This window comes from Yoonia ponticola, from assembly GCF_014199395.1.
Lineage (GTDB): Bacteria > Pseudomonadota > Alphaproteobacteria > Rhodobacterales > Rhodobacteraceae > Yoonia > Yoonia ponticola.
This window is the reverse complement of sequence record NZ_JACIJM010000003.1, coordinates 320,794-345,912: the sequence shown is the minus strand read 5'-3', so window position 1 is coordinate 345,912 and position 25,119 is coordinate 320,794. Positions and strand designations below refer to the sequence as shown.

Genomic DNA, 25,119 nt, shown 5'->3' with positions numbered 1-25,119 from the left:
TTTGTTTTAGGGCAAGTCGCGCAAAGATAAAGGCCAGGATCGCAATTTCCACCAAGACCCCCAGAATGGGCTGCAATGACCGCACCAGAACAGGCACCAGATCAAGACACGACGGCCAAGCCCGCGCTCCGCGCGTGGCGTCATTGGGGCCATCATGGTATGAAAATGGTAGCGATTTTGTTGCTCACCCCGTTGGTGCTGGTGATGGTCGGGCTCGTTGCAATTTTGGACCGCGATATTTCCGCGCCGACGTGGATCAAGACCCGGGTCGAAGCGACTGCGGGTGATTTCCTCAGCGGTGGTGCGCTGAGCTTTGGTGAAGTGACGGTGAACATTGGCCGTGATTTACACCCGCGCGTTACGTTGCATGACACCGTTTTGACCGATGCCGCTGGCACGGCTGTTGTCCGTATTCCGGTGGTGCAGGGGCTGATGTCGCCGCGCGGTTTGGTGTACCAAGGTGATGCGTTGATGCAGGATGTTCAGTTGAGCGGCGTGCAGATCAACCTGCGCCGTAATGCGGACGGGACCGTGGCGCTTGCGTTTCAATCGGGTGCTGCGGACGTCGGGCGGGCTGGTAGTTTTGTTGAATTGCTCGACCAGTTTGATCAAGCGTTCGAGCAGCCGTCGCTGGCTGCACTTGAGACGATCAGTGCCGACGGTTTGATAATTAACTACCAAGACGCCCGGGCAGGCAAAGCGTGGACCGTGGATGGTGGCGAGATTGACCTTGATCTGACGGACAACACCACCGATTTGCGCGGTGCGTTTTCGGTGCTGTCAGGCGGGGCGGGCGTCACGGAATTAACCATGACCTACGCCAGTGAACGCGGCAGCAGGGCCGCTGACTTTGGCGTCACGATCACCGATGCATTTGCGTCCGATATTGCGGCGCAATCGGCGGCGCTGAGTTGGATGGCAGAGATTAATGCCCCTATTTCATTGACGTTGCGCACAGTTCTGGACGAGGCGGGTGCGCTAGGGCCGTTGAATGCGGCGTTGGAATTAGGGCAGGGCGCGTTGCAGCCGAACCCCGCGACAGAGCCGATCCAGTTTGATGCAGCCAAAGCCTACCTTAGCTTTGATCCCGCCGCAGATACGATCACTTTTGACCAGTTGGAAATCAGCAGCGATTGGGGCGAGTTGCGTGCAAACGGGCAGGCGTTTCTGAAGGATATTCAGGACGGTTTACCACAATCTTTGGTTGGGCAATTCAGCTTTACCGACACGGTTTTGACCCCTCCGGGGATCTATGATGATGGGTTAACGCTGCCACTTATGCAGGTCGATATGCGGTTGCACATGCGCCCCTTTGCGATTGATCTGGGCCAAGTCTTTGTCCAAGCGGACGACGTAAATCTGCTGACCAAGGGGCGGTTTGCGGCGACTGATGCGGGCTGGGACGTGGCCGTTGATAGTCATATCTCGGAAATGAACCATGCTGCTTTGTTGCGCCTTTGGCCCGCGTCTATCGGGGGGGCATCGCGTGGCTGGTTGGAACGGCAAATTCCCGATGCGATCTACACCGACGTTCATTTCGCATTGCGCAAGGCACCGGGGCTGCCGCCACAGGTCGGCGGGAATTTTGCGTTTTCGCAAGCCGATGTTCGGTTCCTGAACACCATGCCGCCGGTCATCGACGGATCGGGCGTGGGGGCGTTCACGGACCAGACGTTTACGGTGACGGTGGACGACGGATTGGTCACGGCAGAGCAAGGCGGGGTCGTCGATTTGGGCGGCACGACGCTGCATGTCGCGGATATCAACATGGACCCGCGACAGGCGGAATATGACCTGCACGTCGCTGGCCCCGCGACCGCCGTCATGTCGTTGCTAGACGTGCCGCCGCTGGGATTAATCAGCCGCGCAAAGCTGCCGATTGATATGGCGAACGGGCATGTGGACGCCCAAATCGCGCTGACCCACCCGATGCGACGCGGCAATCAGGCCGCTGATTTTGTGGTCTCTGCGAACGCCGTGTTGCGTCATTTGTCGAGTGACCGTTTGATCCCGAACCGTAGCCTGTCCGCTGATCGGTTGTCCTTGTACGTGGACAAAACGCGGTTGGAAATCGAAGGGCCCGCGACCGTGGACGGGATCACGATTGACGGCAAATGGGTGCAGCAATTTGATGGGTCGGGCAGCAGATTACAGGCCGGGCTGACGCTATCGCAGGCCGCGATGGACGCCTTTGACATCACTTTGCCGCCTGGATCTGTCGCGGGAAGCAGCGCGGGCCAGATTGATCTGCGGCTGCAAACAGGGCAGGCCCCTCGCTATACAATCACGTCGAATTTGCGCGGGATGCGCGTGGCTATTCCGGCGGTTGGCTGGTCAAAGTCGCGTGACACGGCGGGGAATTTGCTGGTGAGCGGTAGGCTTGGCGCTGATCCGCAGGTCGACGATCTGCAAATCCAAGGCGGCGGTCTAGACGTGCAAGGCGATGTGACGTTTCAGGCGGATGGATCGCTGGAACGGGCGCGATTTAACCGCGTGCAAGTTGGCGATTGGCTGAATGCGCCGATCACGCTGCGCGGGCGCGGTGTGGGTCGTCCGGTGGGTGTCGAGATTAAGGGCGGTAGCGTTGATCTGCGCCGTGCGAATTTCGGGGCTAGTAGCGGGTCGGCATCGGGGCCGATTTCTATTGCGCTGGACCGGCTGCAAGTCACCGAAGGTATCGCGCTGAACCGTTTGGTCGGCGATTTCACTAGCACTGGCGGTTTTGCTGGACAGTTCAATGCGCGGCTCAACGATGCCGCTAATATCAAAGGCACGGTCGCACCGCGCAATGGGCGCTCTGCGGTGCGGTTGGTCAGCGATGATGCGGGCGGTTTGGCGCGTGCGGCGGGGCTTTTGCGCAACGCGGCGGGCGGCACGTTAGACCTGACCTTGCTGCCGACGGGGGGCGATGGCACCTTTGACGGCACGCTTGCCATCCGGTCGCTGCGCATTCGCGATGCACCTGTGATGGCCGCACTTTTGGATGCGATCAGCGTCGTGGGTCTGCTGCAGCAACTTGACGGGCAGGGCATTGCGTTCGACGAAGTGGACGCGCAATTCCGCCTGACCCCGCAACACGTGATCCTAACGCAATCAAGTGCCGTGGGGCCGGGGCTTGGCATTTCGCTGGATGGGATCTACACGCTCGCGAGCAAGCAAATGGACTTTCAAGGCGTGGTTTCGCCGCTCTATATCATCAACGCGATTGGTTCGATTTTCACCCGACGCGGTGAGGGGCTGATCGGGTTCAATTTTAACATCGGCGGCACGGCGGATGCACCGCGCATCAGCGTTAACCCTCTGTCCGCTTTTACGCCCGGTATGTTCCGCGAAATTTTCCGCAGACCGCCGCCACAGGTTCCGCAATGAAGCTTTCTGATTTCGATTTTCCCTTGTCTGACGACCGGATTGCGGTGCGCCCTGCGAAGCCGCGCACCTCGGCCAAGTTGTTGTTAGCAAAGGGTGATACGATCACGGATCGGCATGTTTTTGACCTGCCTGACATATTGCGGGCAGGCGATCGTCTGATCCTGAATGATACCAAAGTGATCCCTGCGCGGCTGTCCGGTTTGCGCTGGCGCGACACGGCCCAAGGGCGCATGTCCGCCAAGATCGAAGTGACCCTGCTAGACCCGCAACCGGACGGTATTTGGGCGGCGCTGATCAAACCGTTGAAAAAGGTGAAAGACGGCGAAGAGATCGTGTTTTCCGATGCGTTGACCGCGACGATGATTAGTCGTGCTGACGGGCAGGGGCTGCTGCAATTCAATGTGACGGGCGATGATTTCGATGCGGCTCTGAATGCGGTCGGGGCGATGCCGTTGCCGCCCTATATCGCCGCAAAACGCCCAGCAGATGATGCGGACAAGACGGATTACCAAACGGCCTGGGCAGAGAATGCGGGCGCGGTTGCGGCCCCAACGGCGTCGTTGCATTTTGATGATAGCCTGTTGAAAACGCTCGCGGATATGGGCGTTGAGTTTACTAAAGTTACGCTGCATGTGGGCGCGGGTACGTTCTTGCCCGTCAAGGTGGACAACATCGCGGACCACAAAATGCACGCGGAACGTGGCGAGGTTTCAGCCACTGCCGCCGCCGAAGTGAACGCAACCAAAGCTGCTGGCGGGCGGATCATTCCGGTGGGCACGACTGCGCTGCGCCTGATCGAAAGCGCTGCCAAAGACGGGCAACTGCACGCATGGTCAGGGGCCACCGATATTTTCATTACGCCGGGGTTTAAATTCCAGTTGACTGACGGTTTGATGACGAATTTCCATTTGCCAAAATCGACGCTGATGATGCTCGTGTCTGCGTTAATGGGCGTCGATCAGATCAAGGCGATCTACGCCCATGCGCTGACCCACGACTACAGGTTCTTTTCATACGGTGATGCCTCTGTTTTGCTGCCGAACGACTGACTTAGGATGATGTTACTGGACATGCGTTACCATTGGGTTAACGTGTGTGTTTGCGACGTGGCTGCGTCGACCTTTGGTGCCGTTGTTTCGCACCGTGTTTTCCAAACTTAACATATCCTTAGCGAAATGTCGCTAATAGTGTCGTTTTCAGACTAGACCCGATACGAGTGCCCGCGTAGGCGGCAGAAAACACGCCCATACGGAGGCCTTTATGGTACAGGTATTTATCGCGTCATGGGCATTGTTCCTTGGCATGTTCATGTTGATGATCGGCAACGGTCTACAAGGGACATTGTTAGGTCTGCGCGGCGAGGTTGAAGGCTTTTCAACCACCGAAATTTCGATTGTGATGTCGGCCTATTTTGCAGGCTTTTTGGGCGGATCGCGGTTCACACCAAAGATGATCGGCAAGGTTGGCCACGTGCGGGTCTTTGCGGCGCTTGCGTCCACAATTTCTGCCGTTTTGATCCTGTATCCGACGTTAACCGAACCTTGGGCATGGATTTTAGGCCGTACTATCATCGGGTTCTGCTTTTGCGGCGTGTATATCACCGCCGAAAGCTGGCTGAACGATTCTGCAGATAACGAACACCGCGGCCAAGCCTTGTCGATATATATGATCGTGCAAATGGCGGGCATCGTGACCGCGCAATACATCATCACTTTGGGCGATATCAGCGGTTACATCCTGTTCATCGTGTCCTCGATGCTGGTGTCGCTGGCCTTTGCGCCGATTTTGCTAAGCGCTGGGAAAAGCCCGGAATTCGGCACGGCAAAACCGATGAGCATCAAACTGCTGGTGCAAACGTCACCTTTGGGCAGTGTCGGCATGTTCTTGTTGGGCGGCGTCTTTGCAGCACAATTCGGTATGTCAGCGGTTTACGGCCAACGGGTCGGTCTGTCAGTCGGACAAATCTCGTTGTTTATCTCGGCGATTTATATCTCGGCTCTGGTGTTCCAATACCCGATCGGCTGGCTATCAGACCGGATCGACCGCCGCATTTTGATTATCGGGCTCGGGATTTTTGGGGCCGTTGGGTGCTTGATCGCATTTGCGGCGGGCAGCTATTTTGAAGATCCGTTTGTGCCGATTGTGATTGGCGGCATCATGATGGGCGGCACGTCGAACCCGCTTTATGCGCTGCTGATCGCCTACACTAACGACTACTTGCAAAAAGAGGACATGGCTGGCGCGTCTGGCGGGCTGTTGTTCGTGAACGGGGTTGGGGCTGTATCGGGGCCGTTGATTTTGGGGTATATGATGGATCGGGTCGGGCCTGCTGGCTACTGGATTTTCCTGCTCGTACTGATGTCCGCGATTTCAGCCTACGCGATGTACCGGATGACGCAGCGCGAACACGACACGGTTTACGACAACGTTCCTTACGCACCGATTTCGGCGGCCAGTACCGCTGTGATCGCGGAAGTTGCCCAAGAGGTCTATATTGAGGCTGAAGAAGAGGTTATCGCAGAAGCAGAAGCAGAAGCAGAAGCAGAAGCAGAAGCAGAAGCCGCCGAAGAGGAAGCATCTAATGTCAAAAATAGCTAACCCGAGCGAAGTCACCGATTATTGGCTGCATACCCTCGCGCCGCGCGATTGGTATGTGGTGAACCCCGACCTTGATGCCGAAATCCGCCGCAGGTTTCAGCCCACGTGGGACGAGGCCCGCGACGGGCGCTGTCAGGACTGGCTCGACACGCCGAATGGCCTGCTTGCCTATTTGATCCTGTGTGACCAGTTTCCGCGTAACATGTTTCGCGGCACCGGTGCCTCTTTTGCGACCGACGCAATGAGCCGGGCTGCGACGCAATACGCCTTGGACAAAGAATGGGACATGCTGATCCCTGAACCTGAACGCCAATTCGTTTATATGCCGTTAATGCATTCCGAAGTTTTGGCGGATCACGACTTGTCCATCAAACTTTTTGCAACACGGATGCCAGAAACGGGTGAAAACAACCGTGAGCATGGCATCGCGCATCGCAACATCATCGCGGAATTCGGACGGTTTCCGTACCGGAATACCGCGCTTGGCCGCGAAACAACCCCAGCAGAACAAAGGTTTTTAAATGCTGGTGGCTACGGTTACGAGTTGCGCAAGGTCCAAGGGGCGGCGGCTTAATCTTCGCCTAGCTATGGTGGGCATTGGGGCGATTTAAATCCGCCTGCGTGAAGATAATCGCAAATCTGGAAGGTCACTAGAGGTCTGTAAAAAATTAGTTTAGCATCAAACTAATTTCACTCTGGAGGAGATTCCAATGGCCGCACAGACCTTTGACTTGATCGTAATAGGCGCAGGACCGGGTGGCTATGTTGCCGCGATTCGCGGTGCGCAGCTTGGTATGAAGGTTGCGATTGTTGAGCGCGAACATTTGGGCGGTATTTGCCTGAATTGGGGCTGTATCCCCACGAAAGCGTTGCTGCGGTCGTCCGAAGTGTTCCACTTGATGCATCGTGCAAAAGAATTTGGACTGAAGGCCACGGGTATCGAGTACGATCTCGACGCGGTGGTTAAACGGTCCCGAGATGTGGCGGGGCAATTGTCAGGGGGCATCGGTCACTTGATGAAAAAGAACAAAGTCACTGTCTTTATGGGGGCTGCGACGCTGCCCGCTAAAGGCAAAGTGTCCGTTAAGACCGACAAAGGCACCGACGAGTTAACCGCGAAAAACATCGTGCTGGCGACGGGCGCACGTGCGCGCGAATTGCCGGGCCTAGAGGCTGACGGCGATTTGGTTTGGACATACAAACACGCGCTGAACCCGCCACGGATGCCCAAGAAACTGTTGGTCATCGGCTCGGGCGCAATCGGCATCGAATTCGCCAGCTTCTACAATACGCTCGGCTGTGACACGACTGTTGTCGAAGTTATGGACCGCGTTTTGCCAGTTGAAGACGCAGAAATTTCCGCATTCGCCAAGAAGCAGTTCGTCAAACAAGGCATGAAAATCATGGAGAAATCCATGGTGAAACAGCTTGATCGCGGCAAAGGCAAGGTCACGGCCCATATCGAGGCAAACGGCAAAGTCGAGAAAATGGAATTCGACACTGTCATTTCCGCCGTTGGCATTGTGGGCAACGTCGAAGACCTCGGGTTGGAAGCATTGGGTGTCAAAATCGACCGCACCCATGTTGTGACCGATGAATTCTGCCGCACGGGCGTTGATGGGGTGTATGCGATTGGCGACATCGCGGGCGCACCGTGGCTTGCGCACAAAGCATCGCATGAAGGTGTTATGGTCGCGGACCTGATCGCGGGCAAACACGCGCATCCGGTCAAGCCTGAGTCAATTGCAGGGTGCACATATTGCCATCCTCAGGTCGCGTCAGTCGGTTACACCGAAGCCAAAGCAAAAGAACTGGGTTTCGAGATCAAAGTGGGCCGTTTCCCGTTCATCGGCAATGGCAAGGCGATTGCATTGGGTGAACCTGAAGGCATGGTCAAAACGATCTTTGACGCGAAAACCGGCGAACTTTTAGGCGCACACATGGTTGGCGCTGAAGTCACAGAGCTGATCCAAGGCTATGTCGTTGGCCGCCAGTTGGAGACCACAGAAGAGGACTTGATGAACACCGTCTTCCCGCACCCGACGCTGTCAGAAATGATGCACGAAAGCGTTCTGGATGCCTATGATCGCGTCATCCACATGTAATTCATGAGGATTTCACACAGAAAAAGGGCAGCGAAAGTGCTGCCCTTTTTTAGTATTGAATACTGCCGATATTAGTCCTGTTCTAACATGGCGAGACCGTCAATCTCTTCGTATTCTTGCTCTGCATAGTCATAGATATTGCCGCTGACTTGCGCCAATGCGACCTCGCCGTCTGTACCGCCGAAAGCACCATCGATGTTGGCATCAAAACGGTATGCGGCGCCCGCTAACGTCACATCACCGACAGCCGCGCCGTCGAATGTGACCTTGTCACCGTTGTTGCGGATGGTCGTTGCAACAGGAACGCTGCCGATGACGGTCAGTGCCTCGCCTTCGTCTGATTGGCCTGTGATATTGCTGTAGGTGCCATTAAACGTCAGGTCATCAAAATTCGCGGTCATTGCAAGATCACCAGAGAGATAGGCATCATCGTCAACCCCGAAACCTAGCACGCCGCTGTAATCCGCACTGCCGCTCGGCACGGTTACCGTCGCCACATTCAACTCGTTGAGGTCCTTAAACTCGTTCACAAGGCCTTTGAGAACACTTGGCAGTTCAGCGTAGTCGTCACCCGATGGCAGTTCAACTTCTTCTAAAACGCCAGACGAAACAACAAATTCATCGGAGCCAGAGTTTGATCCGCCGCAGGCAGCCACAGCAAAAAGGCCAGTGCCAGCGATGAGAGTTTTAATAAAATTCATAGAATTGGGTCCTTATCAATCAGTTCGGCTAGTAGCGTCGATTGTAACGCAGTGACGCTGATACTTCGGCTAAGGGAATTTCGTAAAGAAACGGTTAACAAATCCAAAGTCTGCTGCGATTTGCCCTTTGGTCGCGATATTTTCTTCCTAATGTTCCATTAATGTTCTAAACGCGGACTGGAGAATTCTGCGAACATGACTATGTCATGTCGTAACGGACCTTGGGGGTGCCAGATGGCAGAGCTGAAGAACATCGAAGTACGCGGCGCACGCGAACACAATCTCAAGAATATCGACGTGGATATCCCACGCGACAAATTGGTCGTGATCACGGGGTTGTCGGGGTCTGGCAAGTCGTCGCTCGCCTTTGATACGATTTACGCCGAAGGACAGCGCCGCTACGTTGAATCGCTGTCGGCCTATGCGCGTCAGTTCCTCGATATGATGGAAAAACCAGACGTCGATCACATCTCTGGGTTGTCTCCGGCGATCTCGATTGAGCAGAAAACGACGTCGAAAAACCCACGGTCTACGGTTGGCACAATCACCGAAATTTACGACTACTTACGACTGCTTTATGCGCGGGCAGGGACACCTTATTCGCCTGCGACAGGACTGCCGATTGAAGCCCAACAGGTGCAGGACATGGTCGACCGCGTGATGGCGCTACCCGAAGGCACACGCGGCTATCTGCTGGCCCCGATTGTGCGCGACCGGAAGGGCGAATACCGCAAAGAATTCTTAGAGTTACGCAAATCCGGCTTCCAGCGTGTGAAAGTCGACGGCGCGTTTTATGAGCTCGACGAACCGCCAACTTTGGACAAAAAATACCGCCATGATATCGACGTCGTGGTGGACCGGATTGTCGTTCGCGAAGGTTTGGAAACGCGGCTTGCGGACAGTTTCCGCACAGCCCTTGATCTGGCTGACGGCATCACGGTTTTGGAAACAGCACCGGCCGAAGGCGAGGCGGAACGCTTTACCTTTTCGGAAAATTTTGCGTGCCCAGTGTCCGGCTTCACTATCCCAGAGATTGAGCCGCGCCTGTTCTCGTTTAACGCACCATTTGGCGCCTGCGCATCCTGCGACGGGCTAGGTGTAGAGCTGTTTTTCGACGAAGGGCTGGTCGTTCCTGACGTAACATTAAAGATCGCTGACGGCGCTTTGGCCCCGTGGCGCAAAGGCAAGTCACCGTATTTCCTACAGACGATTGAAGCTTTAGCGAAACATTACGGCTTCAACAAAACCGCGCGCTGGAAAGAGCTCGACCCGAAGGTCCAAGAGGTGTTTCTGCGCGGTTCAGGCAAAGAAGAAATCCAATTCCGGTACGACGAAGGCGGTCGGGTCTATAGCGTTAAACGTGTGTTCGAGGGCGTAATCCCGAACATGCAGCGCCGATATCGCGAGACAGATAGCAACTGGATTCGCGAAGAATTCGAGCAATATCAAAACAATAGACCCTGCGGTTCATGTGGTGGCTACCGTTTGCGCGAAGAAGCATTGGCCGTGCGTATTGGTGACCTGCATGTCGGTAAAGTTGTGCAACTGTCGATCAAAGAAGCCTATGAATGGTGCCAATCGGTGCCGGATAGCCTGTCGGCGCAGAAGAACGAAATCGCCAAGGCGATTCTGAAAGAAATTCGCGAACGGCTTGGTTTCTTGAATAATGTCGGTCTTGATTACCTTTCACTGTCGCGTAATTCCGGCACGCTTTCGGGTGGTGAAAGCCAACGTATTCGGCTTGCTTCGCAGATCGGATCGGGCCTGACAGGCGTGCTTTACGTCCTCGACGAGCCGTCAATCGGTTTGCACCAGCGCGACAACGACCGACTGTTAACCACGTTAAAAAACCTGCGCGACCAAGGTAACACCGTGATCGTTGTCGAACACGATGAAGAGGCGATCCGTGAAGCAGATTATGTCTTTGACATCGGTCCGGGGGCAGGGGTTCACGGCGGTCAAGTCGTGTCCGAGGGCGTGCCTGCTGACATTATGGCAGACCCAAATTCCATTACAGGTCAGTATCTTACCGGTGCGCGTGAAATCGCGGTGCCTAAGAAACGGCGCAAGGGTAATGGCAAAAAGCTTACCGTGGTAAAGGCGACCGGCAACAACTTGCAAAACGTCACTGCGGACTTCCCATTGGGGCAATTTGTTTGCGTGACGGGCGTCTCTGGCGGCGGCAAGTCGACGTTAACCATCGAGACATTGTTCAAAAATGCGGCGCAAAAGCTGAACGGCGCACGCAAAGCACCTGCGCCTTGCGAAACGATCAAAGGGTTCGAACACCTCGACAAGGTGATCGATATCGACCAACGTCCAATTGGCCGGACGCCACGTTCCAACCCCGCAACCTACACGGGTGCCTTCACACCCATTCGTGACTGGTTTGCAGGCCTGCCCGAATCAAAGGCACGCGGCTACAAACCGGGTCGCTTTTCGTTCAACGTCAAAGGTGGCCGCTGCGAGGCGTGTCAAGGCGACGGTGTGATCAAGATCGAGATGCACTTCTTACCGGACGTTTATGTCGAATGCGAAACCTGCAAAGGCGCGCGCTACAATCGCGAAACTCTAGAGATCAAATTCAAGGGTAAAAGCATCGCAGATGTCCTTGATATGACTGTAGAAGATGCGCAAACGTTCTTTACCGCAGTACCATCAATTCGCGAGAAAATGGACGCTTTGATGCGCGTTGGTCTTGGCTATATTAAAGTCGGGCAGCAGGCGACCACGCTGTCCGGCGGCGAGGCGCAGCGCGTCAAACTGTCCAAAGAGCTGGCACGCAGATCGACTGGTCGCACGTTGTATATCCTTGATGAACCGACGACAGGTTTGCACTTTGAGGACGTGCGCAAGCTGCTTGAGGTGCTGCACGAACTTGTCGACCAAGGTAACTCTGTGGTTGTAATTGAACACAATCTCGACGTCATCAAAACCGCCGATCACATTATCGACATTGGCCCAGAAGGCGGTGACGGCGGCGGGCGCATTGTGGCAAAAGGAACGCCAGAAAAGGTCGCCAAGGTCGAAGAAAGCCACACAGGTCGGTATCTTAAACAGATGTTATTGCCTAAGGGCACGAAATTGGCCGCTGAGTAGGATAATCGCATGATCAAGATCAGTGCCTTTGCCGCTATATTACTTGCCGCGCCAGTAAGTGCGCAGGAAAAGTCTTTTGATTTCAGTGGCATATCAAATATCGAGGTACGGAACGGGATCACTGTTGAACTGGTACAGGGCGATGAGTTTTCCATCGTTGGTACAGCGCAATCGGGTGATGTTTCGCAATTCCGGCTGCAGAAATATGGCGATTGGCTGGCCGTTAACCGCAATACGCGCTGGTTCATCTTTCCATACGCGCGGCAGGACCAACTGACGTTGACAGTGACCCTGCCCAACACCCGCGCGCTCAAGGCCTACGGGACCGCGTCGATCACCGCCACGGGGTTCTCTGGCAATCGTATTCGCGCCGAGGCGCTCGAAGGTGGGACTGTCACGCTAAACGACTTCGACATGGACGAAACTAGCCTTTACGCCACCGAAAATGGGAGGCTCACGATTAGCGGTACTTGTGATGCTCTTGACGCCGAAGCGATTGATTCAGCAACAATAAACGCAGGTGCGTTCAATTGCGAAACCGCCGAAGTCGAGACCAAAACAGCAGGGGTGATTTCGATTTCAGAAACAACCCAAATCGTTGAAGACCTCGGCGAAACGGCGCAGTGATCACACCACGCCGCCCCTTCATTTCGCCATAACAACTCACACTACGGCTTCAGCCCGCGTCACGGTCACGTCCGCGATTGGAAAACCGTGTTAGCATCGCTGAAAAGTCGCGCCCGCGGCCGTCTTCGTTCTCGACAAAACGCTCGTAGAGCGTCGTCGCGACTTCGCCCATCGGCGTGTCTGCGTCGGCGGCGATTGCGGCCATCTGCGATAATCTTAAGTCTTTCAGCATCAAATCTGCGGCAAAACCGGGTGTGTAATCGTTGTCAGCTGGGCTTTGTGGGCCGATGCCTGGGGCGGGGCAGTAGGCGTTCATGCTCCAAGAATACCCCGAGGACGTGCTGACGACGTCGAACATCGCTTGTCGATCCAGCCCCAATTTATCTGCAAGAACAAAGGCTTCGCACGTAGCAATCATCGTGACACCCAAAATCATGTTGTTGCAGATTTTGGCTGCTTGACCGTTACCGGACGGGCCGCAGTGCACTGCTTTTTGCCCCATAGTGTCGAACAATGGCGACACCGCAGCAAAGCCTTCTTCTGACCCGCCAGCCATAAAGGTTAACGTGCCGTTGGTAGCCCCACCAATGCCACCTGAGACGGGCGCGTCGACCGCGCGCAGTCCTGCGGCCTCGGCCAATTCGGCCACGGCGCGCGCGCTCTCCACGTCGACGGTCGAGCAGTCCAAATGCACCGCGTCCGCTTTCATCGCGGGGTGAATTTCGGCTGCAACCGCGCGTAAAATGTCACCGTTTGGCAGCATCGTGATGACCACATCGGCGTCAGCAACAGCGCCTGCCGCGGTGTCTGCCATGGTTAGTCCGTCGGGTTTTGCGACAGTGTCAAACCCTACGACAGTATGACCCGCTGCTGAGAGGTTTGCGGCCATTGGACCGCCCATGTTCCCTAATCCGATAAAACCGATTTTCATAATTTATGTCTCCCAAATCAGGGCGTCGCTGCCCAAAGGTGCGGTCATTTGTGCGATGTCCGCGTCGCTCACGTCCGCGATTGTTGCGTGTTTCCATACGGGTGTCCGGTCGCGGTCTATGATCGCGGCGCGGATGCCTTCGATGAAGTCACCGAATTGCGCCGACCGAAATGTATAGCGGAATTCGTGGTCCAACGCGGTTTCGATAGTCGGATCGGCCCGCACCGCACGGATGAGCCCGAGGGTGACTTGCAAGGCGAGCGGTGCGTTGCGTGACATCTTTTTCGCAGCGCTTTGGATGACCTCTGTCGTGTCGTCTTTGCAGGCCGCGAATACGTCATCCGCCCCAAATACCGCGTCAATAGCTGTTTGGTTTTCGCGCAGCATACCACCTTGGAATTCCTGCGCGGCGTCGTCAATCAAGCCAAGATTTCCGGTGTCGCACAATTGATCTTTTAGAACATTCCACTGGTCTTCTGGAACGAAAGCATCGGCAAAATTTGCATAAATCGCATCTGCCGCGTTAATCCGGCTGCCTGTTAAGCCAAGGTATTCGCCAACGTGACCGGGGGCTGTCGCGAGGATCAACGAGCCGCCAACGTCCGGTACAAGCCCGATGCTGGTTTCGGGCATGGCGATCTGTGTTGTTTCGCCAACGATCCGGTGTGACCCGTGGCAGCCGACGCCAACGCCGCCACCCATTGTGTAGCCTTGCATGAAGCTGACGATAGGTTTGTCGTAGTGGTAAATTTTGCGGTTGAGGCGGTATTCGTCGCGCCAGAACCGTTGGCCGTATGCGTAGTTTCCGGCCTTGCCCGTCGCGTAGATTTCCGCGATGTCGCCGCCAGAGCAGAACGCTTTTTCGCCCGCCGCGTCGATGATGACGACCTGCACGGCGTCATCGTCTGCCCAAGCGTCTAACGCGGCTTCGATGTCCAGCGCCATGTCCCACGTCAATGCGTTCAACGCCTTGGGCCGGTTCAATGTGATCCGTCCCGCAACCCCTTCAATACGTGCGATAATGTCGCTCATTTCGACATCACATGACGGGCTGTCAGGACGCGCATGATCTCGTTTGTACCTTCAAGGATTTGGTGGACGCGCAGGTCACGCACGATTTTTTCGATACCGTAATCCGCCAGATATCCGTAGCCGCCATGCAGTTGCAGGCATTGATCGGCGACGCGGCTGCCGACTTCGGTCACGTGTTTTTTGGCCATGGCGCAAAAGGCCGAGGCGTCGGGCGTTTTGTTGTCGAGCTTCCATGCGGCTTGGCGTAGAAAAATCCGTGCTGCTTGCATCTCGATTTCCATGTCCGCGAGCCGGAATTGTAGCCCTTGGAATTGATCGATAGGTTTGCCGAAGGCCTTACGTTCGCTCATGTATGTGACGGTCCGATCCAGCGCGGATTGCGCCGCACCAAGCGAGCAGGCGGCGATGTTCAATCGACCGCCATCAAGGCCCATCATCGCATATGTGAAACCTTTTCCGGTCTCACCAAGCAAATTGGCGCTTGGAATGTTGCAATTGTCCAATTGGACCTGACGGGTTGGCTGCGACCGCCAGCCCATTTTGTCCTCTAATCCACCGAACGAAAGCCCGTCTGTGCCGTCAGCAACGTAGAATGTGCTGATGCCTCTGGGGCCGTCTTCGCCGGTGCGGGCCATGATGATGTAGCCGTCGGAATAGCCGCCGCCAGAGATGAATGCCTTGGTGCCAGTCAGCGCGTAGCCGTCGTCGGTCGCCACGGCCTTGGTTTTGAGAGATGCCGCGTCGGACCCTGATCCCGGTTCCGTCAGGCAGTAAGACAGCAGCGTTTCCATGGTTAACGCACGGGGCAAAAGATCGGCTTTCATCGCGTCGGAACCGAAGGCGTCGATCATGCGGGCGCACATGTTATGGATCGACAGGAACGCCGCGACAGAGGGGCAGGACTGTGATAATGCCTCGAAAACCAGCGTCGCATCTAGTCGCGTCAGGCCAGAACCGCCGCTTTCCTCAGAGACATATAAACCGCCAAAGCCAAGATCGCCGATGTCTTTCCAAAGCTGTTTTGGTATGGTTCCGTCTGCTTCCCATTGGCGGGCAAAGGGCGCGATATTCTCTGCGCCGAACGCCTGCGCCATGTCGAAAATAGCGGTTTGTTCTTCGGTTAAAGCAAAGTCCATGAGCATCCTCCTCGAATTGAACGACCGTTCAATATCAAGGTGACGCGAAGCCCGCACGTTGTCAAAATGAAAACGCGCGGGACCGTCAAATTCGTTAGGAAATCGTAATAGAGCCGCGCATGTTGCCGTGCGGTCGGCAGCGGTAGTTGAACGCGCCCGCACGCGCGAACGTCAATGATGCGGATTGGCCCGTCGACAAAAGCCCGATGTCAAACGCGTTATTGGTGGACTCCCACGCGCTGTGTTGCGCGCTATCTTGGTTAACCCACGTGACGGTATCGCCCGCTTTGATCTGCAAATTGGCAGGGGTGAAGGCGAAGTCTTTGATCACAACGGTGTGGTTCGTGGCATGGCCATCCGCGCGGGCCATAGCTGCGGCCAAGGGCAGGGCGAATGAAGTGGCGGCAAGGCGTAGGGTGGCGCGGCGTGTCAAAAGTGTCATCGGTATTTCCCTTATAAAATGTATAAGGGGAGCCACGGATGGCCCCCCGAATTAGTTTCAACATAACGCGGAAGTTAACTATTCCATCACTGGAATAGAGAATTCGCCACCTTCTTTGATGCCAGACGGCCAGCGTGATGTGACGGTTTTGGTGCGCGTGTAAAATTTGAACGCGTCAGGACCGTGCTGGTTCAGGTCGCCAAAGACCGACTTTTTCCAGCCGCCAAACGTGTGATAGGCCAGCGGCACGGGAATTGGCACGTTGATACCGACCATGCCGATGTTGATCCGGTTAGCGAAATCACGGGCCGTGTCGCCATCGCGGGTGTAGATCGCGGTGCCGTTGCCGTATTCGTGGTCCATCGCCATGGTGATCGCTTCTTCGTAGGATTGTGCGCGAACGCAGCTCAAAACCGGCCCAAAGATCTCTTTTTGGTAGATGTCCATGTCGGTTGTGACGCGGTCAAACAGGTGCGCGCCGACAAAGAAACCGTCTTCGTAGCCCTGCAGGCTAAAGTCGCGACCGTCGACAACCAGTTCCGCACCTTGATCAACGCCAGATTGTACGAGACCCAGAATGTTTTCTTTCGCCGCAGCCGTCACAACGGGACCGTAATCAACGTCGTTGCCGGATGTGTAAGGGCCGACTTTCAGTTTTTCGATACGCGGGATCAGCTTTGCGATCAGCTTGTCAGCGGTTTCTTCACCAACAGGCACGGCCACCGAAATCGCCATGCAACGTTCGCCAGCAGCGCCATAACCTGCACCAATCAACGCATCAGCAGCTTGGTCCAGATCGGCATCTGGCATGATAATCATGTGGTTTTTCGCGCCACCAAAGCACTGCACGCGCTTGCCGTTTGAACAGCCACGACCGTAGATATACTCCGCAATCGGGGTCGAGCCGACGAAACCAATCGACTGAATCACGTCGTGATCGATGATCGCGTCAACGGCTTCTTTGTCGCCGTTTACAACCTGCATGATACCTTTTGGCAGACCTGCTTCTTCCAGCAACTCAGCCAGCATCAGCGGCACAGAGGGGTCACGCTCGGATGGTTTCAGGATGAATGCGTTGCCGCACACGATCGCAGGCGCACACATCCACAGTGGGATCATCGCTGGAAAGTTGAACGGCGTGATGCCTGCGCAAACGCCAAGTGCTTGTTTCATCGAGTACATATCGATGCCGGGACCCGCGCTGTCGGTGTAGTCACCTTTCAGCATTTCAGGCGCGCCGATGCAGTATTCAACAACCTCGAGGCCGCGCTGCACGTCGCCTGCGGCGTCTGGCAATGTCTTGCCGTGCTCGCGGGACAAGGCTTCGGCAAGCTTGTCCATGTTATCGTTCAACAGGCCAACAAAACGCATCATCACACGTGCGCGGCGTTGTGGGTTTGTAGCCGCCCAAGCTGGCTGTGCTTTCTGAGCGATTTCAACGGCATGCGCCAGCTCGGCGGGGCATGCGAGTGGGACTTTCGCCTGTACTTCGCCGGTCGCCGGGTTGAAGACGTCAGCGAAACGGCCTGATGTGCCTTTGACGTGTTCGCCGTTGATGTAGTGAGTCAACTCTTGCATGGGATACTCCTCTTTGATTTGGGCTCACTCTACTCTTGCGAAAACGCAAGGAAAAGCGCCAATATATCAAAATCATTTTGCAAAAAAGTCAGGACGTGCGATGCAAAACTGGGACGACATGCGGATATTTTTGGCCGTCGCACGTGCAAACGGACTGTCCGGTGCCGCGCCCGCGTTAAAAATGGACCCCGCGACATTGGGCAGACGGGTGGCCCGATTAGAGGCTGCTGTGGGGGCGCCGTTGTTTGTGAAGTCACCGCAAGGCTACGCGTTAACCGATCTAGGCCAACGGATGCGCGATAAAGCGATCGAGGCTGAAGCGGCGCTGGCGTTGGCGATGGACGAAGGGCAGGGCGGCACGCGCGGCTTGACCGGACAGATCCGGATCGGCTCGCCCGACGGGGTCGCGAACTACGTGCTGCCGCAGGTCGTTGCCGCGATCCAAGCAGATAACCCGGGGTTAGAGGTGCAGGTGTTGGCGTTGCCGCGCATGGTTAACCTGTCGCAACGCGAGGCGGATATGGCCGTCACAGTCAGCCCGCCCGCAGCGCAACGGCTGAACGTCGATGCGATCACGGATTATAATCTGCACCTTGCGCAGCGGGCCGATGCATTGCCGATTAACCATCTTGATGACCTCAATGGACGGCGGATCGTGGGATATATCCCCGATATGATCTTTGACAAAGAGTTGGATTATTTGGGGGAAATTGGCGCGCGAGCAGTCGCTTTGGCGTCAAATTCGGTGGCTGTGCAGGTCCAGATGTTGCGGCACGGCGGGGTTGGTTTTGTGCATGATTTTGCGCTTCAAGCCGCGCCAGAACTGCGACGGGTATTGATCGATCAGGTTTCGTTAACCCGCACCTTGTATCTTGTTCGGCATAAATCAGACCGCCAATCCGAACGATTGTCGCGGTTCGCAGAGGTACTGAGCGCGGGGATCAAGGCGGAAGTCGCGCGGTTGGAGCAGACTGTAGGCTTGACAGATTAGCCAAATCTGAGCGACGCTCAAAATTAAGTAACGCAAGGGGTGAAGATATGCTGGTTAGTAAGATATTGGAAACAAAGCCCGAAGGCGGCGTGATCTCGGTCAAGCCCAACAGCACCGTCGGCGACGCCACCAAGGTGCTGTCGGACAAACGGATCGGGACCCTTGTGGTGTCAACAGACGGCGACACCCTTGAAGGCATTTTGTCCGAACGCGACATCGTGCGGGCGTTGGGCGTCGCAGGTCCGTCCTGCTTGGACCAAAAAGTGCACGAATTGATGACCGCGAAAATCATCACCTGCGAACCCACTGAACAGGCCGATTCTGTGCTGGCCAAAATGACCGAAGGGCGGTTCCGGCACATGCCCGTGATGGTTGACGGCAAAATGGTCGGCTTGATTTCAATCGGTGACGCCGTTAAAGCCCGCTTGGCCGAATTGTCGATGGAAAAAGACGCGCTGCAAGGGATGATCATGGGTCACTGACGGCGCGTTACTTTGCTGTTGCAATCTGTCGCGCAATAATATTGCGTGCGGCGTAACAGAATAGGAGTTTTCGCCATGCGTACAGGTTTTTATCCGGGCACGTTTGACCCTGTCACCCATGGACACACCGATATCGTGCGCCGCGCCTGTTCGCTTGTCGATCGGCTGGTCATCGGGGTGGCGATTAACCGTGATAAGGGGCCGTTGTTTACGCTTGATGAACGTGTAGCGATGATCAAAGCGGAATGTGTGCCGCTTGGGATTGCGACAGGTTGCGAAATCGTCGTGCATCCCTTCGAAAATCTGCTGATCGATTGCGCCCGCGAGGTTGGTGCCAACGTGATCGTGCGCGGATTGCGGGCTGTCGCCGATTTTGAATACGAATATCAGATGGTTGGGATGAACCGTGCGATGGATAGCTCTATCGAGACTGTGTTCCTGATGGCCGACGCCAAAAACCAAGCGATTGCATCAAAACTGGTTAAGGAAATCGCGCGGTTAGGGGGCGACGTTTCAAAATTCGTCCCTGCTGCCGTCAAAGACCAACTGGTCGAACGTCTGCGTTAACTGATCGCTAAAAACACGAAAGCCGCCCCTCGGAAGGCGCGGCTGGTGTGCTGATACCGCCTGTCGGCGCATCATTGCTTATCCGTAGATAGCTTTGGTCGCGTTCTTGGCCGCATCTTCGCGGAAAAGCCCAAGGTCTTGTGCCGTTTCAAGCGGCATCATTTCCAGCTCGTGCTTGGTTTTTGCATAAGCCGCACGTTTGTGAAGCGTGTCGCGGACGAGGTTTAGTACAGTCATAGCGTGCTCCTTCAATGTCATCGCTGTGTGTCAGGCTGTGTTGCCTGTCTCTTATATTGTGCATGCTGCACTGCAGCACAACGGACGGTTAGCGATAACGGAAATGCGGTTGGTGCATGGCTATGGTCACAAATAAGTAAGGCCGCCCTGATAACAGGACGGCCTTTTGATTGGTGCTGAACGCCTGTGCGTTACAGGAATTTGCCCATCGCGACGGCGGTATCGCTCATCCGGTTCGAGAAACCCCATTCGTTGTCGTACCACGTCAGGATGCGCACCATGTTGCCATCCAGAACCTTTGTTTGGTCGAGGTGGAAGATGGACGAACGCGGATCGTGGTTAAAGTCGGTGCTGACGTTTGGCAGATCGGTGTAACCAAGGATGCCTTTCAGCGGGCCGTTTTCAGCAGCCGCGATGATCGCATTATTGATTTCTTCGACTGTTGTGGCCTTTTTTGATTCAAAGGTCAGGTCGACAACGGATACGTTTGGCGTTGGAACGCGGATTGCGACGCCATCAAGGATGCCGTTCAATTCTGGCAATACAAGACCAACTGCTTTGGCTGCACCTGTTGATGTTGGGATCATCGACAAGGCCGCCGCACGTGCGCGGTAAAGGTCGCTGTGCATCGTGTCCAGTGTCGGCTGGTCGCCAGTGTAGCTGTGGATCGTGGTCATAAAGCCTTTGGAAATACCAACCGCGTCGTTCAAAACCTTGGCGACAGGGGACAGGCAGTTCGTGGTGCATGATGCGTTGGACACAACAATGTCGTCCGCAGTCAGCGTGCCGTCGTTTACGCCAAACACGATGGTTTTGTCGGCGTCTTTGCCCGGCGCGGAAATCAGAACGCGTTTTGAACCGTTGTCGAGGTGCGCTTGGCAGGCTTCTTTGCTGGTAAAGATGCCGGTACATTCCAGCACAACATCAACATTCGACCAAGGCAGATCGGCAGGGTTGCGGATCGCTGTGACGGCCATCGGGCCACGGCCCACGTCGATTGAATTTTCAGTCGTGGTGACTGTCGCAGGGAAACGGCCGTGGACAGAGTCAAAGCGCAGCAAATGCGCATTTGTTTCCACTGGGCCCAGGTCGTTGATTGCGACGACTTCGATGTCTGTGCGTCCGGACTCGATGATTGCCCGCAAGACGTTCCGGCCAATACGTCCAAAACCGTTGATCGCTACTTTGACTGCCATGATGAGGTTCTCCAAAGATGTGAACGCAGGGAATCCCTACTGTTGGCGCTAACATTGCGATTTATCGCCAAAGGTCAACCTTCGATTGGGTTTGGGGAACATGGTTTACGGGGCTATTTGCGGCATTGCGCTGATGATGACATTAGCGTTTTCAGCCTTTTCACCGTCAAGATTAACAGTGAACCGTTCACCTAATCCGATAGGCGTGCGGATAATGAGGCCCTCTGCATTGTCGCCCAGCAATGTACCGCTGAGATTGGCGCTGACATGCAACCTGCTGGCGTCATAGGCCAACGTGCCGCGCACATCGAGGTCGAGATCGTTAACACCGTCTTCACCAATCGCACCACGGATATAAAGAAAATCCCCCGTATAAGCGGTCAAGACATCGGGATCTTGTTGCAATCGAAAGAACTGGCCATTCGATGCCTCGATGGTGTTGTCGTCAAAGTCGAGATTTAGCGCCATTTCCGCCGAAAATCTGTCGAGCGGATCGATATTGATGGTAATGAACCCCGCAAAATCGGCTGACCCACTGGGTTGTATGTGCGAGTCGGGCGTGACCGCGAGCGTTTCCAGACCAATCAAAACAGCACGGGTGTTGAAATCTAGAATGGCATCCGCATAGAGATCGAAGGGCGTGGGGCCCGGATCAGTCTCTGGCGCGGGATCGCCGTCGTCATCGTCCTCACCGGACATATTGACCTTGATCGGATCTTTAATGAGATCAAGCAGGTCTTGGTCGATGGTCAGCAATGGTGGGTTAACAGTAGTCGGCGCATTGCTGGTCGCAGAAGAACCACCACCGCAGGCCGTAACAGATAGAAAAATAGGTAGATAGAACAATCTAAACATCAAAAGCCCCTCGGCCTTTGACTAACGCCAGAAGGCCATATGGTTAATCGTGCTGACGATCAGGCGCAGCACAACTGTCAGCGCATCAAGATGAAACACAAAATGGTCCATCACGAAAAAACCGACGATAAATAGGGCAAGGCCAATGGCGATTTGATTGGTCATGCCCACAGCGTATCCCAGGCAATCGCCATGCGCGAGACAAGAAGAGACATGCCGCATGGTTTTTACTTGGAATCTCAGCATCGACGGTAATGATGATTATTTCGTTACTGTTGGGCCAGTTTAGGAAAATTTGTGCATGATTTGTTCTTTCGTGGTTTTCGAGGTCTCTACGCGCAGACAGCAGCGACCTCGTTTAACCAGATAAAACCCAATGCCATGTGCGTTTGGCATCGCCCACGCGATACCTGTCGCAGTTCAGTCGGGCAGCGCGAAAAGCTGAACCTGCGTCGAACGTGCAAGGTCACCGTTGACCATTGTGATACCGTTGCCTTCGTCCGCATAGATACCCTTCAACTCGGGGCTACCTTTGAACGTGCCGAATAGATTACCGTCAATCGATATGGTTGCTTGGTCCGACACGACTTCACCCGCGATAGCAAATTCTACCGAATTGGCCTGTTGCGCACCGATGATGCCGTTGGTCAGGTCAATGCTACCGGTTGCCGTTTGTATCGTGTCACGGTCAGCATTCCGAAGCGTCACGAAACCATCATTTTCGACGTCCAACGTTTTGTCCGAAAAATTCGCAGTGACATCAACAAAGCCAAGCGCCGTGTAATCCGCGAATGATTGGTCTACGACAATTATCGCGAGCCCACCTTCAAAGCGGGCTGTGCCGCTCTGTGGAATGGCGTCAAAGCGACTATTGCTTTTATAGATCAGATCGGACTGGGCTATTTCTGCAATCAGATCCATTGTCCGGATGACATCGCTCGACGCGTCCTGTGTGTTGTTAGCATTGGCCTCGTCAACCAGATCGTTCAATTCTTCCTCGCTCAGCGTCTGACTGTCGACTTCAAATGTCGGTAAATTGGCCAGCTCGCTGACGTGATGCGACGTCGTCGTGGAAGAGCAAGCTGCGAGGGCGAGCAGCGACAATGGCAAAAAAGCAGTACGCATAACAGGATCCGATTCGGTTTGAACTGAAGTGCAAATTAGTTCATTTTGTGTCCGACTTCAGCACTTTCCCTCACGTTCATCGACTTGCGAAACAATCCGTCTGACAGCTATCGAATTGTTTCCGCAGTGAGCTTAGAGGCTGTCAGAAAAACGAATGCCGAAACTGGCGTGACCAGCAGCTGTGCCATTAATCAAGCGTGGTTAATGAATCCGCCCCATCGCAGCAGCAACATCAGCCATCCGCGCAGAAAAGCCCCATTCGTTGTCATACCACGCCAGCACCCGCACGGTTTTGCCGCCGACGACCTTGGTTTGGTCGGGCGCAAAGATGCAGCTTTGGGTGGTGTGGTTAAAGTCGATGCTGACTTTGGCTTCGTCGTCGTAGGACATGACCATGCCCATGTAACCGCCCGCGGCCTCGGCCATGATCGCGTTAATGTCTTCAACCGTCACGGATTTGCCAGCCTCAAACGTCAGGTCCACGGCGGACACATTCGGGGTAGGGACGCGCATGGCTGTACCATCGAGCTTGCCTTCCAGCTCCGGTAGGACTTCGCTAATCGCCTTCGCCGCGCCTGTGGACGTCGGGATCATCGCCATCGCCGCGGCCCGTGCGCGGTACAGATCGTCGTGGCGGCGGTCCAGCGTCGGTTGGTCGCCTGTGTAGCTGTGGATCGTTGTCATGATGCCGCGTTCGATGCCCACCGCGTCGTTCAACACTTTGGCAAGCGGGGCGAGGCAGTTTGTCGTGCAGGACCCGTTGGACACCATCCGGTCATCGGCGAGCAATTGGCGGTGGTTCACGCCGTAAACAACGGTGCGGGCGACGTTCTTGGCAGGGGCCGAGATCAGCACCTTTTTCGCGCCACGTGTCAGATGAACATTCGCTTTGTTGCCGTCGTTGAATTTGCCTGTGCATTCCAGCACCACGTCACAGCCGGACCAATCCAACGTTTCGGGATCATAGGACGACATTACATCAATCGGGCCGCGCCCCAGATCAATCGTTTGGTCTTTGACCGTCACAGGGCTGCCAAATCGGCCATGGATGCTGTCGTATTTCAACAGGTGCGCGTTTGTCTCGATAGGGCCTGTGGCGTTGATGCGGACGACTTGAACGTCGTTGCGCGCGGCTTCGGTGATATGTGCCAAAGTGCAGCGCCCGATGCGCCCAAATCCGTTGATCCCAATCGTGACAGTCATAACCTAAACCCCTTGCGTCATTTAGGTCCGTATATCTGGTATACTGTCGTGAACAAAGCGTAAAGCCGTGGTAAATCAGTATGTTAACGGTAACTGTTGGCGCTATCATGCACGCGACGCGACAGTTAGGGCTAACAAAATACGCCGGATTTATATGGTATCGCTAACGGATGTGCAGGTGCAGAATCGGCCAGCGCAGACGCTAGCTGCCGTTGCGCTGGTTCAATGTGCCGACGGTATACCGTTGCTGCACACCGCCTTCATCACGCGGGATAAAACCCGGATCGCGCGTGACACAGCCAAGGCCGCACACTTGTATCGCGTCCCGAGTGCGGTTGTTCACGCGCCAGACACGTCCACCCGGGGTCGAGATATAGCCGTTCAGGCCCAATTCGAAATCCGACAGCAGATCGGTCGCGGATGGGACTTCGTTATCGTATTGCGGACCGTAGGCCCCGTGGGTGTGGTAGGATGCGATGATATTGTCGCGGCGGTTTGGCACAGGCATGTTGCAGCTTGCAAATGTGCCGCGTCGCGGTGTCGTGCCCTGCATTTGGCCCGCAGCATCGCGGTAGAAAAAGCCGCAAAATTCACGCCGTTCCGCAATCGATTCCGCTTGGATACCGTCAAGAAAAGCCTTCGCAAAAGCATCAGCCGATCTGGTCGCAGGGGCAGGGAGCACTGGTTGCAGAACACCCGCTTTGGGCAGCACCGCAGGGCGTTTGCTGATCGTGTCAATCGGGTCGGCGCAAGCGGTGAGCATCACAGTTGCGATGAACGCGAAGGACAAACGAAGCATCTATGTGACCAGTTCTATCGAGGAAATATCAGGTGGGTAGTATGCC

The 25,119-nt window shown here is 55.4% G+C and carries 23 protein-coding genes; 10 read left to right on the top strand and 13 right to left on the bottom strand.

Features of this window, described 5'->3' with window-relative positions:
• The first annotated feature begins 75 nt into the window (after positions 1 to 75).
• The 5 genes from FHS72_RS06715 to lpdA all read left to right on the top strand — a co-directional run bounded on the left by FHS72_RS06715 (position 76) and on the right by lpdA (position 8,072).
• The gene (locus FHS72_RS06715) at positions 76 to 3,369 is read left to right on the top strand and encodes a YhdP family protein (RefSeq protein WP_183527369.1); all 3,294 of its coding nucleotides are present in this window, start codon (positions 76 to 78) and stop codon (positions 3,367 to 3,369) included.
• The gene (gene queA / locus FHS72_RS06710) at positions 3,366 to 4,418 is read left to right on the top strand and encodes a tRNA preQ1(34) S-adenosylmethionine ribosyltransferase-isomerase QueA (RefSeq protein ID WP_183527367.1); all 1,053 of its coding nucleotides are present in this window, start codon (positions 3,366 to 3,368) and stop codon (positions 4,416 to 4,418) included. The genes FHS72_RS06715 and queA overlap by 4 nt, the downstream gene beginning before the upstream one ends.
• A gap of 211 nt (positions 4,419 to 4,629) precedes the next feature.
• Positions 4,630 to 5,967 carry an MFS transporter gene (locus FHS72_RS06705; protein WP_183527365.1) on the top strand — a complete coding sequence of 446 codons (1,338 nt, stop codon included), beginning with the start codon at positions 4,630 to 4,632 and terminating at the stop codon, positions 5,965 to 5,967.
• On the top strand, positions 5,951 to 6,541 hold the full coding sequence (locus tag FHS72_RS06700) for a DUF924 family protein (RefSeq protein WP_221235359.1): 591 nt from the start codon (positions 5,951 to 5,953) through the stop codon (positions 6,539 to 6,541). The genes FHS72_RS06705 and FHS72_RS06700 overlap by 17 nt, the downstream gene beginning before the upstream one ends.
• Positions 6,542 to 6,677: 136 nt before the next feature.
• Positions 6,678 to 8,072 carry a dihydrolipoyl dehydrogenase gene (gene lpdA, locus FHS72_RS06695; RefSeq protein ID WP_183527363.1) on the top strand — a complete coding sequence of 465 codons (1,395 nt, stop codon included), beginning with the start codon at positions 6,678 to 6,680 and terminating at the stop codon, positions 8,070 to 8,072.
• A 71-nt stretch (positions 8,073 to 8,143) separates the two neighbouring features.
• Here lpdA and FHS72_RS06690 read toward each other — a convergent pair whose 3' ends face one another.
• Entirely contained in the window at positions 8,144 to 8,773 is a 630-nt protein-coding gene (locus FHS72_RS06690) for a HupA family protein (RefSeq protein ID WP_183527361.1), read from the bottom strand.
• Positions 8,774 to 9,007: 234 nt separating this feature from the next.
• On the opposite strand from FHS72_RS06690, the gene uvrA reads away from it, so the two are divergent.
• Positions 9,008 to 11,872, top strand: a complete 2,865-nt coding sequence (uvrA, locus tag FHS72_RS06685) for an excinuclease ABC subunit UvrA (protein WP_183527359.1) — start codon at positions 9,008 to 9,010, stop codon at positions 11,870 to 11,872.
• A gap of 9 nt (positions 11,873 to 11,881) precedes the next feature.
• Positions 11,882 to 12,499, top strand: a complete 618-nt coding sequence (locus FHS72_RS06680) for a GIN domain-containing protein (protein WP_183527357.1) — start codon at positions 11,882 to 11,884, stop codon at positions 12,497 to 12,499.
• 49 nt (positions 12,500 to 12,548) lie between these two features.
• On the opposite strand, the gene mmsB is transcribed toward FHS72_RS06680, so the two are convergent.
• The 5 genes from mmsB to FHS72_RS06655 all read right to left on the bottom strand — a co-directional run bounded on the left by mmsB (position 12,549) and on the right by FHS72_RS06655 (position 17,618).
• Positions 12,549 to 13,430, bottom strand: coding sequence for a 3-hydroxyisobutyrate dehydrogenase (mmsB, locus tag FHS72_RS06675; RefSeq protein ID WP_183527355.1), 882 nt, complete (start codon positions 13,428 to 13,430; stop codon positions 12,549 to 12,551).
• Positions 13,431 to 13,433: 3 nt separating this feature from the next.
• Positions 13,434 to 14,462 carry an enoyl-CoA hydratase/isomerase family protein gene (locus tag FHS72_RS06670; protein WP_183527353.1) on the bottom strand — a complete coding sequence of 343 codons (1,029 nt, stop codon included), beginning with the start codon at positions 14,460 to 14,462 and terminating at the stop codon, positions 13,434 to 13,436.
• Complete coding sequence (locus FHS72_RS06665; protein ID WP_183527351.1) at positions 14,459 to 15,598, bottom strand: acyl-CoA dehydrogenase family protein; 1,140 nt, start codon at positions 15,596 to 15,598, stop codon at positions 14,459 to 14,461. Before FHS72_RS06665 ends, FHS72_RS06670 begins: the two co-directional genes overlap by 4 nt.
• Before the next feature lie 94 nt (positions 15,599 to 15,692).
• Positions 15,693 to 16,040: a cupredoxin domain-containing protein gene (locus FHS72_RS06660; protein WP_183527349.1), complete on the bottom strand. Its 348-nt coding sequence runs from the start codon at positions 16,038 to 16,040 to the stop codon at positions 15,693 to 15,695.
• Between the two features lie 78 nt (positions 16,041 to 16,118).
• On the bottom strand, positions 16,119 to 17,618 hold the full coding sequence (locus FHS72_RS06655; protein WP_183527347.1) for a CoA-acylating methylmalonate-semialdehyde dehydrogenase: 1,500 nt from the start codon (positions 17,616 to 17,618) through the stop codon (positions 16,119 to 16,121).
• A 100-nt stretch (positions 17,619 to 17,718) separates the two neighbouring features.
• On the opposite strand from FHS72_RS06655, the gene FHS72_RS06650 reads away from it, so the two are divergent.
• The 3 genes from FHS72_RS06650 to coaD all read left to right on the top strand — a co-directional run bounded on the left by FHS72_RS06650 (position 17,719) and on the right by coaD (position 19,658).
• A complete protein-coding gene (locus FHS72_RS06650; RefSeq protein WP_183527345.1) occupies positions 17,719 to 18,609 on the top strand; it encodes a LysR family transcriptional regulator in 891 nt (296 codons plus the stop codon).
• A gap of 47 nt (positions 18,610 to 18,656) precedes the next feature.
• Positions 18,657 to 19,091: a CBS domain-containing protein gene (locus FHS72_RS06645; protein WP_183527343.1), complete on the top strand. Its 435-nt coding sequence runs from the start codon at positions 18,657 to 18,659 to the stop codon at positions 19,089 to 19,091.
• Between the two features lie 75 nt (positions 19,092 to 19,166).
• Positions 19,167 to 19,658, top strand: a complete 492-nt coding sequence (coaD, locus tag FHS72_RS06640) for a pantetheine-phosphate adenylyltransferase (RefSeq protein ID WP_183527341.1) — start codon at positions 19,167 to 19,169, stop codon at positions 19,656 to 19,658.
• Positions 19,659 to 19,736: 78 nt separating this feature from the next.
• Here coaD and FHS72_RS06635 read toward each other — a convergent pair whose 3' ends face one another.
• The 7 genes from FHS72_RS06635 to FHS72_RS06605 form a co-directional block, all read right to left on the bottom strand.
• Positions 19,737 to 19,895 (bottom strand): hypothetical protein, encoded by a 159-nt coding sequence (locus FHS72_RS06635; RefSeq protein ID WP_183527339.1) that lies wholly within the window; start codon positions 19,893 to 19,895, stop codon positions 19,737 to 19,739.
• Between the two features lie 191 nt (positions 19,896 to 20,086).
• Positions 20,087 to 21,091, bottom strand: a complete 1,005-nt coding sequence (gap, locus tag FHS72_RS06630) for a type I glyceraldehyde-3-phosphate dehydrogenase (protein ID WP_183527337.1) — start codon at positions 21,089 to 21,091, stop codon at positions 20,087 to 20,089.
• 105 nt (positions 21,092 to 21,196) lie between these two features.
• Positions 21,197 to 21,946, bottom strand: coding sequence for a hypothetical protein (locus FHS72_RS06625; RefSeq protein WP_183527335.1), 750 nt, complete (start codon positions 21,944 to 21,946; stop codon positions 21,197 to 21,199).
• Positions 21,947 to 21,967: 21 nt separating this feature from the next.
• Positions 21,968 to 22,111: a hypothetical protein gene (locus FHS72_RS06620; RefSeq protein WP_183527333.1), complete on the bottom strand. Its 144-nt coding sequence runs from the start codon at positions 22,109 to 22,111 to the stop codon at positions 21,968 to 21,970.
• Positions 22,112 to 22,366: 255 nt separating this feature from the next.
• Entirely contained in the window at positions 22,367 to 23,071 is a 705-nt protein-coding gene (locus tag FHS72_RS06615; RefSeq protein WP_183527331.1) for a hypothetical protein, read from the bottom strand.
• A gap of 201 nt (positions 23,072 to 23,272) precedes the next feature.
• The gene (gene gap / locus FHS72_RS06610; protein ID WP_183527329.1) at positions 23,273 to 24,274 is read right to left on the bottom strand and encodes a type I glyceraldehyde-3-phosphate dehydrogenase; all 1,002 of its coding nucleotides are present in this window, start codon (positions 24,272 to 24,274) and stop codon (positions 23,273 to 23,275) included.
• A 202-nt stretch (positions 24,275 to 24,476) separates the two neighbouring features.
• Positions 24,477 to 25,073 carry a DUF4329 domain-containing protein gene (locus tag FHS72_RS06605; protein ID WP_183527327.1) on the bottom strand — a complete coding sequence of 199 codons (597 nt, stop codon included), beginning with the start codon at positions 25,071 to 25,073 and terminating at the stop codon, positions 24,477 to 24,479.
• Between the last annotated feature and the right edge of the window lie 46 nt (positions 25,074 to 25,119).

Bases quoted from the DNA above. Each gene is read 5' to 3' on its own strand.
- FHS72_RS06715 (WP_183527369.1), top strand. From the start codon at position 76: ATGACCGCACCAGAACAGGCACCAGATCAAGACACGACGGCCAAGCCC.
- FHS72_RS06635 (WP_183527339.1), bottom strand. From the start codon at position 19,895: ATGACTGTACTAAACCTCGTCCGCGACACGCTTCACAAACGTGCGGCT.
- mmsB (WP_183527355.1), bottom strand. From the start codon at position 13,430: ATGAAAATCGGTTTTATCGGATTAGGGAACATGGGCGGTCCAATGGCC.
- FHS72_RS06700 (WP_221235359.1), top strand. From the start codon at position 5,951: ATGTCAAAAATAGCTAACCCGAGCGAAGTCACCGATTATTGGCTGCAT.
- FHS72_RS06680 (WP_183527357.1), top strand. From the start codon at position 11,882: ATGATCAAGATCAGTGCCTTTGCCGCTATATTACTTGCCGCGCCAGTA.
- FHS72_RS06615 (WP_183527331.1), bottom strand. From the start codon at position 23,071: ATGCGTACTGCTTTTTTGCCATTGTCGCTGCTCGCCCTCGCAGCTTGC.
- FHS72_RS06620 (WP_183527333.1), bottom strand. From the start codon at position 22,111: ATGACCAATCAAATCGCCATTGGCCTTGCCCTATTTATCGTCGGTTTT.
- FHS72_RS06665 (WP_183527351.1), bottom strand. From the start codon at position 15,598: ATGGACTTTGCTTTAACCGAAGAACAAACCGCTATTTTCGACATGGCG.
- FHS72_RS06670 (WP_183527353.1), bottom strand. From the start codon at position 14,462: ATGAGCGACATTATCGCACGTATTGAAGGGGTTGCGGGACGGATCACA.
- coaD (WP_183527341.1), top strand. From the start codon at position 19,167: ATGCGTACAGGTTTTTATCCGGGCACGTTTGACCCTGTCACCCATGGA.
- FHS72_RS06645 (WP_183527343.1), top strand. From the start codon at position 18,657: ATGCTGGTTAGTAAGATATTGGAAACAAAGCCCGAAGGCGGCGTGATC.
- gap (WP_183527329.1), bottom strand. From the start codon at position 24,274: ATGACTGTCACGATTGGGATCAACGGATTTGGGCGCATCGGGCGCTGC.
- FHS72_RS06655 (WP_183527347.1), bottom strand. From the start codon at position 17,618: ATGCAAGAGTTGACTCACTACATCAACGGCGAACACGTCAAAGGCACA.
- FHS72_RS06650 (WP_183527345.1), top strand. From the start codon at position 17,719: ATGCAAAACTGGGACGACATGCGGATATTTTTGGCCGTCGCACGTGCA.
- FHS72_RS06625 (WP_183527335.1), bottom strand. From the start codon at position 21,946: ATGTTTAGATTGTTCTATCTACCTATTTTTCTATCTGTTACGGCCTGC.
- FHS72_RS06660 (WP_183527349.1), bottom strand. From the start codon at position 16,040: ATGACACTTTTGACACGCCGCGCCACCCTACGCCTTGCCGCCACTTCA.
- queA (WP_183527367.1), top strand. From the start codon at position 3,366: ATGAAGCTTTCTGATTTCGATTTTCCCTTGTCTGACGACCGGATTGCG.
- uvrA (WP_183527359.1), top strand. From the start codon at position 9,008: ATGGCAGAGCTGAAGAACATCGAAGTACGCGGCGCACGCGAACACAAT.
- gap (WP_183527337.1), bottom strand. From the start codon at position 21,091: ATGGCAGTCAAAGTAGCGATCAACGGTTTTGGACGTATTGGCCGGAAC.
- FHS72_RS06605 (WP_183527327.1), bottom strand. From the start codon at position 25,073: ATGCTTCGTTTGTCCTTCGCGTTCATCGCAACTGTGATGCTCACCGCT.
- FHS72_RS06705 (WP_183527365.1), top strand. From the start codon at position 4,630: ATGGTACAGGTATTTATCGCGTCATGGGCATTGTTCCTTGGCATGTTC.
- lpdA (WP_183527363.1), top strand. From the start codon at position 6,678: ATGGCCGCACAGACCTTTGACTTGATCGTAATAGGCGCAGGACCGGGT.
- FHS72_RS06690 (WP_183527361.1), bottom strand. From the start codon at position 8,773: ATGAATTTTATTAAAACTCTCATCGCTGGCACTGGCCTTTTTGCTGTG.